The following is an 8539-nucleotide window of genomic DNA, read 5'->3' on the forward strand; positions in this document are numbered from 1 at the left end:
CTCGCGCCTGAAGAGTGGTGAAGTCGATGCCTTCATTGGCAGCGAAATCTACTACACCATGGCCGAACAGAACGGCGCCAAGGACCTGATTAATCTGCAGGACTACAATTTTCCGATAGCAGGTTCCGGGGTGAACGTCGACCGCGCCTGGCTCGCCGAGCACCGCGAGGAGACGATGAACTTCCTCAAGGCGATGATCGAAGCCTATGCACTCATGAAGAAAGACCGCAGCGTGGTCGAGGCGGCCTTGGGCAAATGGTATGGCGTATCTGACCCCGAGCAGGTTGACGACATGTATGCCCAAGTGGGCACCACCCCACAGAAACCATATCCCGGCATCGATGGCATTCGTCTGGTCAAGGAACTGTACCACAACCCTGTTTTAGACAGTCATGATGCCGCCCATTTCTACGACGAGAGTTTCGTCGCTGAATTGGACAAGAGCGGCTTCATCGACAAGGTCTATGCCGATCCCAAGGCGAACTAACCGCCGCGTCGACTACCCGGCAGCCAAGCTGCCGGGCCTTCATTTTGCCAGCGTCACCGATGTCAATGCGTTGCGGTCCGCATCGAGCGCCATATGCGGTGAGGGTGAGCAGTTCGTTATCCGTGATGCCGCTGTCCGGCGGCAAGTAGGCGCCCAGTTGGACCAGGTGCATGAGCGGCCGCCACGCGGCGGCTGGAAATGGCGGCCGTCTTCCGTCGGGGCGCTGTGGGACGAGGCGAGCCGCGTCGGGTTCCACTGAAAGCGCAAGGCGGGCCTTAGCGCTGAGATCACTTCTGTGCTCTTCAAGTCGTATGCGGCGCCAGATACCTCTATTAGAGTTGATGCACACGCTCGGTTCCCGCTGGCTTGTTATTTTTTCCTTTGATGCTATATGTAGGTTATTACCTACATGGAGGTGGCAGTGGGCATCACGACGCTTTCAAGCCGAGAGCTGAACCACGACGTGAGTAGCGCCAAGAAGGCCGCAAAAAGCGGTCCGGTCATCATTACGGACCGCGGCAAGCCTTCCCATGTCCTAATGACCTATGACGAATTTGAGCGCTTGACGGGCAATCACCGCAGTCTTGTCGAAGCTCTCGCCATGCCTGGCCTCTCGGCGATCGATTTCGAGCCGCCCTGCGTTGAAATCGGGCCGCGCGAAGTGGACTTGTCTTGAGATACCTGCTGGATACCAACGTCGTTTCTGAACTGCGCAAGGTCGGCGACGGCAAGGCCGACAGCAACGTGACAGCGTGGGTTGGAGCGGAGGATGCGACGCGCTTCTTCCTTTCAGCCATCACGATTCTCGAACTGGAGCGCGGGGTACTCGGGGTGCAGCGCCGGGACGCCGCACAAGCCGCTCGGCTGCGTTCTTGGCTTGACAGTCATGTGCGCCCGGAATTCACCGGCCGTATCCTGCCGGTTGACGATGCGGTTGCGACACGTTGCGCGCACCTGTACATCCCCGACCGGCGCAACGAGGCCGACGCGCTGATTGCGGCGACCGCTCTCGTCCACGATATGATCGTCGTGACCCGAAACATTAGAGACTTCGAGGGCACTGGCGTCGTTGTTGTTGATCCTTGGCAAGGCTGATGGCATCACTTCCACTCGGGTCAAGGTCAAGGACCGCGTATACTGGTATTTCGATCAGCCCGACGACGAAGGCGGCCAGCAGCGCAAATATGTTGGCTTTGCTGAGGATCCGGAGATTTCGAAACGTGTTAAAGACTTCTCCCGCACGAAAGCTGATTACAGGATACGTCGACGTCTGGTCTCGAGTCTGACGCGGGATGGCGGCCTTCTGGCGGCCGACCGAACCTCAGGATTGATCGTCGAAACTCTGGCGGCCGTGGGGCTCTTTCGGCTTCGGGCCGCGCCGCACCGCCGATGAATGTTCTTATTATGTTCTCGCTTGTGATAGAGTCAATGCGGTTTCGCGGGGGCGAGGGAGATTCGCTGTATCTGCGCCTATGACTTCTTGCCGCCGGACTTCTTCGTCTCGAGGCTCTTCTTCAGCGCCGACATGAGGTCGATCACGTTGCCGGTGTAGGCAGGCTCTTCATCCTTGCCCTTCGGTTTTGCGCCTTTCTTTGCCGACTTGCGCTTGCTCTCTATGATTTCCTTGAGCTTTTCCTGCACCGGATCCTGGACCATGTCCGGGTTCCACGGTTTGCTCCGCTCCTCGATGAGCGATGTGACGAGGCTCATCAGCTTGGGATCGGTGTCGCCATCGCCGATGTCGCCAAAATAGTTTTCCGGCTTCCTCACCTCGTCGCCATAGCGGAGCGTCCAAACGATGATGCCTTTGCCGCATGGCTCCAACATCACAGCTCGCTCGCGTCGGCCGATGACGAGCCTTGATATGCCGACGACTTTCTCTGCCTCCATGGCGTCGCGGATGACGCTGAATGCCTCGTGACCCACCTCGTCAGACGGCGACAGATAGTGCGGCTTCTCCAACCAGACCCATTCGATCGTGTTGCGCGGCACGAACTTTTCGATGTCGATGGTCCTGGCACTCTCGAGCGCGACACTCTCCAGTTCCTCATCCTCGATCACCAGGAAGTCGTTTTCGCCGCGCTCATAGCCCTTCGCCTCGTCGTCCTCGTCGACTACCTTGCCGGTCTCAGCGTCGACATACCTGGAGACGACCCGGTTGTTCGTCTTCCGATTCAGCGTGTGGAAGCGGACCTTCTCCGATTCGCTTGTGGCCGGCATCATCGAAACGGGGCAGGTCACCAGCGAGAGCTTGAGATAGCCTTTCCAATATGGGCGTGGGGGCGCCATCCTTCACCTCCCTAGCTTGCACGGCGACGCTGAGCGGGTGCGCTCTTCGCCGCGGTCTTTGTCTTCGCCTTTGCTGCGGCCGAACGGGTTGCTTTCGATCTTCCCTTGGCCGCGCTTGCCTTGCTGGTGCGCCTTTTCGGTTCAGCCGACGCCTTGATGCCGGCGCTCTCACGGAGTGCTTCCAGCAGATCGCTGGCTTTCGAGACCTTCGGAGGTGCACGCTTCGGCAGGGTCTTGCCTTCGAGCTTGGCCTTGACCAGGTCTGCGAGCGCCGCTTCGTACCGATCGTCGAATTCGTCGGCCGAGAAGGTCCCCTTCTTCGTGCCGATGATGTGCTTGGCAAGATCGAGCATCTCGCCCTTAATCTTGATTTCCGGAATTTCCTTGAACGCCTCTTTCGCGCTTCGAACCTCGTAGTCAAAGTTCAGCGTGGTAGCGATCAATCCTTTGTCGTGCGTGCGAACCAGCACGGTGCGCATTCGCCGGAACAGGACGGTTTGTGCGATTGCAGCAACCTTCTTCTTCCGCATGCCTTCACGCAGCAGGGCATAGGCGTCGATGCCCATCTTATCGGGCGTCAGGTAATAGGGCCTGTCGAAGAATACCTTGTCGATGTCGTCACAGGCAATGAACGCCTGGACGCGCAAAGTCTTGTCGCTCTCCGGAACCGCGGCGGCGACTTCCTCCGGCTCGAGCACGACGTATCTGTCGTTGTCGAGCTCGTAGCCTTTGACCTGATCCTCCTTCTCCACCGGCTTTCCGGTCGCGCTGTCGACGAATTCCCGACGCACTCGGTTGCCGGTCTCCCGGTTCACTGTGTGAAAGGAGATCCGCTCGGAAGTCGACGTAGCGGTATAAAGCGCCACAGGTGCGGTCACTTCGCCAAACCGTATGTAGCCCTTCCATTGGGCTCGCCCCGCGACTGCCATTGTCTCGCTCCTGACGCATTTCGCAAATCCAGGGAGTCAACCGAATCACTTTCCGCTTTGTTCCGGTGTCGCTGATATAATCGGCGATTAGGTTGCGAGCGCGCGCCGACTCTCCTGATCTCGACGCATGGTTGCTTTTCTGCTTTACTCTACCTGCAATGGGGGAAGCGGTGGGGACCGTCGTAAGATTTCGGCGACAGAAAAAGCAACCGGCACAGCGCGCAAGGAAACCCTTGTCGCCATGGCTGTTCGTTGCGCCGTTGGCCGCTATTTCGGTGCAGCCTATGGCTGGGCAACCATGCCGCCGCAAGACACTATCACCGCATCCTTCCCAATCTGTGCAGCGGGCGCGCGGACGACGTGTGTCGTGGATGGCGATACCTTCTGGCTAGACGGCATCAAGTACCGGATCTCGGACATAGACACGCCGGAGATCGGCGAGCCTAAATGCGCTTGGGAGCGGGAACTCGGACAGCGCGCAAAGTATCGGCTGCAGAGCCTGTTGAATAACGGCCCCTTCGGTCTCAAGGCGGGCCCGCGCGACGAGGATAAATACGGCCGGAAGCTGCGCGAGGTCTATCGCCGCGGCCGATCGCTCGGCGCACAGCTCGTCGACGAGGGGCTTGCTCATCGCTGGATTGGCTTCAAGCAGTCCTGGTGTGAAGTGTGAAACAATCGCGAGGGCAGGTGGCGTAGATGCAGGACCACGACTCCACAATCGAGTTGGGCTCTGTTGTGAACGCTGTAACAGCCTTGCTCAATCAGCATACGGCTCTAGGCCTGTTGGTTGGGATCCTGGTCGGATTGCTGGCGTACTTTACGGTATCGAAGCTCATTGGCGTGAGGCGATCAACTGGGGGCAAATCAACAGTCGAACGGCAATTCAGGAACGTCTTCGCCATCATGGATGAAGTTCGCCGGCAGTCTATCATCCGCTACTACATGGAGAAGTACGAATGTGGTCGCGAGGAGGCCATGCGTCGGGCCGTTGATGAGCGCCAACGCGAGGCTAACAGGTGGTAGCGGAGCAATCGGCGGCGTGACGCCGTCAGAGGCAGATGTGGCACATAATATTTGGCCTCCCACCAGCGCATTCGCGACTGGTAGAGTGCGAGCATAGTCCGTGGCGTGGTCCGCTGTTTGGATATGCTCCGGGCCGAGGCAATCAGCCGAGCTGGGTCGAAGCTATTGCGGAGAGCCACTCGGAAGTCCGGCGCGCGCGAGATCAGCGGCGGCCCGATCAAGAATGGAAGGATCGCGGAAGTTCCAGGTCTGCCGCCAGGACTCGATCGTCGCCGTCGGCGCTGCCTTGAGCATCTTCGCGACGGCAGCTCTGGCCTCTGCTTCGCGCCCAAGACGCATGTAGGCAACGGCGAGTTGCAACGGAGCGTCGCCAAATTCCGTAGTCTTCAGTACCTCGACGGCTTCTTCGTTCTTGTCCTGCACAATGTAAATAAAACCTCGCACGTAGTTAAAGAACCAGGACAAGCCAGGATCCCGCGCGGCCGCAGCGTCCGTTAGCTCCAGCGCCTTTTCGGTTTGACCGGCTTGTAGGAAGATGCTTCCCGCGTCGGTGAGGGTGAACGCGTTATAGGGTGCCGCCGCGAGGGCCTTGTTCATTGCGGCAACAGCACCATCATGATCCCGCTTGAGCGTCAGGAGCCAAGCGTTGAGCCAGTTTGCCAATCTCGTTACCTGGGGGCTGAGGTTCTTGTCCGCGAGGACTTGGTTGACCAGCCGCCCTGCCTCTTGAAGATCAGCCTTCGGGTCAAGACTGTAGAGCAGCGCAGCTTTCAACCAGTGAGACCATCCCAGCTCCACCGTCAGCAAGGGGGAACCAGGGAACACCTGCAGCCCCTGTCGAGAGATCTCACCAGATCGCTCGAGACCTTCCTTCGTATACAGGTTCAATTGGCTTTCCGCGCGCAGGTAATAGTCGTATTCAGCGAGGTTCGTGCTGTCCTTACCCCAAGCCTGACTGTAATCAGCCTTGCGAATGGCTCCGAACTCACCCGTCATCGCCCCCACGATCTTTCCGGTTAACTCATCCTGGAGCGCCCACGGGTCGGTTCCGGCCTCGTCGAAGCGGTCTGCCCAGACATGCTCGCCCGTGTTGGCGTTGATCAGTTGGGCGATAATGCGGATCCTATTGCCTTCTTTGCGCACGCTACCTTCGACGACATAGCCAACGCCCAGCTCCTTGCCGATCTGGCGGATATCGCCTTCCTGGCCTTGGTAAGCAAAGGACGAGGTTCGCGACACGACTGCAATGTCGGAAAACCGCGAGAGGATGGCGATGACGTCGTTCGCCAGCCCTTCTCCCAAGTACCCTAGGCTCTTGTCAGCACTCAAATCCTTGAAGGGAAGCACGGCGACAGACGGGACGGTACTGGACCCCCCAGGAGCGGGCAGTGATAGCGGATTATATAGCGCCACCCATACCGCCACTGCGGCCGCCAAGATGGCCGCCGGCACGCCAAGTGCCCACCACAGTCGGGCGCTCCCGCGCTTGTGCAGAATGCGTCGGCGTGGCGGGGCGTCCATGCGCACGTGGTAGACGTCGACAGGCTCTTCGATGTTCTTAACCTTCTGCCGCCCGGCGGAGTCGAAGCCAAAGGCGAGCTTTTTTTCGACCTCCTTTGCCACCTTTCCTGAAACACAGATGCCGCCTGGACGCGCGAGTTGCTCCAGCCTGGCCGCGACGTTCACGCCTTCTCCATACCGGTCCTCGCCGTCGACGATTACTTCTCCGATATTGATGCCGATCCGGACGTCAAACCTTTCCTCTTCAGGGACGGCAGCATTTCGCTCTGCCATTCCGCGCTGGAGAGACACGGCGCATTCGACAGCGTCGACAACGCTCCCGAACTCCGCAAGGAGCCCATCACCCATGAGCTTGAAGACCCGCCCATGATGCCTTGCAATTTCTGGTTCAAACAGCTCAGTGCGTCGCGTCCGAAGGCGTTCAAAGGTCGCCGCTTCGTCTTGCTCCATGAGTGCGGAGTACCCGACCACGTCGGCGGCCAGGATGGCAGATAATCTGCGCTCCATGTCTTAGTCCCCAACATGAATTCCCCGCAAACATTGTACATGACTCCGCCGAATGTTTCACGGTCATCTAATAAAGGTTCTCTTCAAAGAGGCGCCATCGCAAGCGATAACGGCACAGAGAAATGTACCCTACGGGCTCAGAAGATCGCATAACGTATCGACTGGAACGCCAATTCATCGAACGGCCAGTCGCAGCAGGGCGAATTGCGGATTTATAATGGGCCGCAACGGGCACTACGCCGATAGGCGTGCCTCGGCAAAGTGGTTGGCCGCTTCTTCCAACACCTCTTCTGCCCATTGGTTAAGGCTCTTTCCCGAAAGTTCAGCAGCAAGAGCTGCTCGGCGATGAACTTCGGGAGCGACACGAAACATCATCTTACCTGAATAGGGTCTCTGAGGCTCCTTGCCTATTTTCCTGCAGGTCTCGAGGTAATCATCGACTGCCTCATGGAAGGCTTTCTTAAGTTCAACGACGCTGTCGCCGTGAAAGCCGATAACATCGGAAATACCTGCAATCTTGCCGAAAAACACTTCGTCCTCAGCATCGAATTCGATGCGAGCGTGGTACCCGTTGTAAGTCATAGTGTTCATGGCGTTACTCCAATTTGCATCAGGAACTCGCGAGCATCGCGCACCTGATACCGCTTTGCTTCCTTGTCCGGATGGGGTCTGTGGAAGCTCGCAATGATGCCGTCTTTTTCGAACTTAACGCGAGAGCCGTTTCCTTCGATTACGTTCGCTCCGGCGGCCACAAGCAGGTTCTCTATGGCGGCCCATTCAATGGTTCCAGAGACCGGATCCTTGAATACGGCCGCGAGGGTCTTTCTCTGCTTGCTGTTCATGCTAGCAAATAAAGATGCTTGCTGTTTATGCAAGCATAAACTCAACAGCTTCGTGAATTCGATGGAAGTGAACACGCCCTACGCTCACTTGCGGCGGATCAAGGCCGGAGCGGGGCCCTCGCTAAGATATTGTGCCGTCCTCGGATACGCGATGAGCTGGATGGCTAAGGACGCCGCCTTCGTTCTTAAGATCAAATACTGGCTTTGGTGGATTTTATAATTACGGGTCCGCAGTTCGAGTCCGTTCAAGGCGGCGACTCCCGAGGGCGCAGTCGCATCGGTGGCCATCCCGATCGTCTCAGGTGGGTGGTTTTCTGACTTTTTATGCACCGCTGAGGAACTTCGCCTTTGCGACTCGTTGCGGACCTTTCGGTGAGCTTTCAACAGCGCGCTCCTGCTCCGGTCTCAACTCCCTCCTCAATGCTCTCCAGTACAGTAACTTTCTTGATTTCAGTGGATGAATGTTCTGCAAATCATGAGAGTGAGCCGTTATGGAGGCGCGGCCACTTTCCGGCAGCGCCATCGCTTTGTTCTGGAGTCTTAAGCTTGAGCGCGGCAGAGACCCGAGCGAGATTTGTTCAAAATTGCCGTTGCCGCCACTATACTCGGCGTTATAGCCGGGAGAGAGTTCATGCGTCGACTAGCCCAGTGCCAAGCGTTTCTGGCCGTGGTTCTCGCGAGCGCAGCCGTCGTGATTCCGACATCCGCGCCCGCTCAGGATCGCTTCGCCGAGCGTGCGGCGATGATCGAAACGATCAAAGGGCACGCCCGCTCAGCGCCGTCGGCGGTCGAGGGGCAGGGCATCGATCCGGCCGTGCTGAAGACGATGGGGAAGGTGCCGCGCCACTTTTTCGTGCCCGAGGAGCAGCGCGGCGCGGCCTATCGAGATCGGCCGCTGCCGATCGGATACGGTCAGACCATCTCGCAGCCCTTCATCGTCG

At 58.3% G+C, this 8539-nt stretch carries 13 protein-coding genes; 8 read left to right on the forward strand and 5 right to left on the reverse strand.

The window, feature by feature from the left end; translation table 11 throughout:
- The 5 genes from ILFOPFJJ_RS31040 to ILFOPFJJ_RS31060 form a co-directional block, all read left to right on the forward strand.
- A partial coding sequence (locus ILFOPFJJ_RS31040) for a substrate-binding domain-containing protein (protein WP_173514328.1) occupies nucleotides 1-487 on the forward strand: 487 nt, incomplete at its 5' end.
- Nucleotides 465-746 (forward strand): hypothetical protein, encoded by a 282-nt coding sequence (locus ILFOPFJJ_RS35595; RefSeq protein WP_246299934.1) that lies wholly within the window; start codon nucleotides 465-467, stop codon nucleotides 744-746. The genes ILFOPFJJ_RS31040 and ILFOPFJJ_RS35595, both read left to right, overlap by 23 nt.
- A 162-nt stretch (nucleotides 747-908) precedes the next feature.
- Complete coding sequence (locus ILFOPFJJ_RS31050; RefSeq protein ID WP_173514329.1) at nucleotides 909-1163, forward strand: type II toxin-antitoxin system Phd/YefM family antitoxin; 255 nt, start codon at nucleotides 909-911, stop codon at nucleotides 1161-1163.
- Nucleotides 1160-1582, forward strand: coding sequence for a type II toxin-antitoxin system VapC family toxin (locus ILFOPFJJ_RS31055; protein ID WP_173514330.1), 423 nt, complete (start codon nucleotides 1160-1162; stop codon nucleotides 1580-1582). Before ILFOPFJJ_RS31050 ends, ILFOPFJJ_RS31055 begins: the two co-directional genes overlap by 4 nt.
- Nucleotides 1560-1880, forward strand: coding sequence for a nucleotidyltransferase family protein (locus ILFOPFJJ_RS31060; protein WP_173514331.1), 321 nt, complete (start codon nucleotides 1560-1562; stop codon nucleotides 1878-1880). Before ILFOPFJJ_RS31055 ends, ILFOPFJJ_RS31060 begins: the two co-directional genes overlap by 23 nt.
- Nucleotides 1881-1957: 77 nt before the next feature.
- On the opposite strand, the gene ku (ILFOPFJJ_RS31065) is transcribed toward ILFOPFJJ_RS31060, so the two are convergent.
- Both ku (ILFOPFJJ_RS31065) and ku (ILFOPFJJ_RS31070) read right to left on the reverse strand, forming a co-directional pair.
- Complete coding sequence (gene ku, locus ILFOPFJJ_RS31065; RefSeq protein ID WP_173514332.1) at nucleotides 1958-2776, reverse strand: non-homologous end joining protein Ku; 819 nt, start codon at nucleotides 2774-2776, stop codon at nucleotides 1958-1960.
- A gap of 11 nt (nucleotides 2777-2787) precedes the next feature.
- On the reverse strand, nucleotides 2788-3705 hold the full coding sequence (gene ku / locus ILFOPFJJ_RS31070; RefSeq protein ID WP_173514333.1) for a non-homologous end joining protein Ku: 918 nt from the start codon (nucleotides 3703-3705) through the stop codon (nucleotides 2788-2790).
- Between the two features lie 241 nt (nucleotides 3706-3946).
- Between ku (ILFOPFJJ_RS31070) and ILFOPFJJ_RS31075 the strand changes: the two genes are divergently transcribed.
- Both ILFOPFJJ_RS31075 and ILFOPFJJ_RS31080 read left to right on the forward strand, forming a co-directional pair.
- Nucleotides 3947-4375 (forward strand): thermonuclease family protein, encoded by a 429-nt coding sequence (locus tag ILFOPFJJ_RS31075; protein WP_173514334.1) that lies wholly within the window; start codon nucleotides 3947-3949, stop codon nucleotides 4373-4375.
- A 26-nt stretch (nucleotides 4376-4401) separates the two neighbouring features.
- The gene (locus ILFOPFJJ_RS31080; RefSeq protein ID WP_173514335.1) at nucleotides 4402-4728 is read left to right on the forward strand and encodes a hypothetical protein; all 327 of its coding nucleotides are present in this window, start codon (nucleotides 4402-4404) and stop codon (nucleotides 4726-4728) included.
- Between the two features lie 162 nt (nucleotides 4729-4890).
- Here the strand turns inward: ILFOPFJJ_RS31080 and ILFOPFJJ_RS31085 are convergent, their stop codons facing one another.
- The 3 genes from ILFOPFJJ_RS31085 to ILFOPFJJ_RS31095 all read right to left on the reverse strand — a co-directional run bounded on the left by ILFOPFJJ_RS31085 (nucleotide 4891) and on the right by ILFOPFJJ_RS31095 (nucleotide 7598).
- A complete protein-coding gene (locus tag ILFOPFJJ_RS31085) occupies nucleotides 4891-6756 on the reverse strand; it encodes an adenylate/guanylate cyclase domain-containing protein (protein ID WP_173514336.1) in 1866 nt (621 codons plus the stop codon).
- A 234-nt stretch (nucleotides 6757-6990) separates the two neighbouring features.
- Nucleotides 6991-7347 carry a type II toxin-antitoxin system HicB family antitoxin gene (locus ILFOPFJJ_RS31090; RefSeq protein WP_173514337.1) on the reverse strand — a complete coding sequence of 119 codons (357 nt, stop codon included), beginning with the start codon at nucleotides 7345-7347 and terminating at the stop codon, nucleotides 6991-6993.
- The gene (locus ILFOPFJJ_RS31095) at nucleotides 7344-7598 is read right to left on the reverse strand and encodes a type II toxin-antitoxin system HicA family toxin (protein ID WP_102761837.1); all 255 of its coding nucleotides are present in this window, start codon (nucleotides 7596-7598) and stop codon (nucleotides 7344-7346) included. The genes ILFOPFJJ_RS31090 and ILFOPFJJ_RS31095 overlap by 4 nt, the downstream gene beginning before the upstream one ends.
- 631 nt (nucleotides 7599-8229) lie before the next feature.
- Between ILFOPFJJ_RS31095 and ILFOPFJJ_RS31100 the strand changes: the two genes are divergently transcribed.
- On the forward strand, nucleotides 8230-8539 hold a 310-nt coding region (locus tag ILFOPFJJ_RS31100), incomplete at its 3' end, for a protein-L-isoaspartate O-methyltransferase family protein (protein ID WP_376741482.1).

It is taken from the genome of Sinorhizobium psoraleae (assembly GCF_013283645.1).
Taxonomy (GTDB): domain Bacteria; phylum Pseudomonadota; class Alphaproteobacteria; order Rhizobiales; family Rhizobiaceae; genus Sinorhizobium; species Sinorhizobium psoraleae.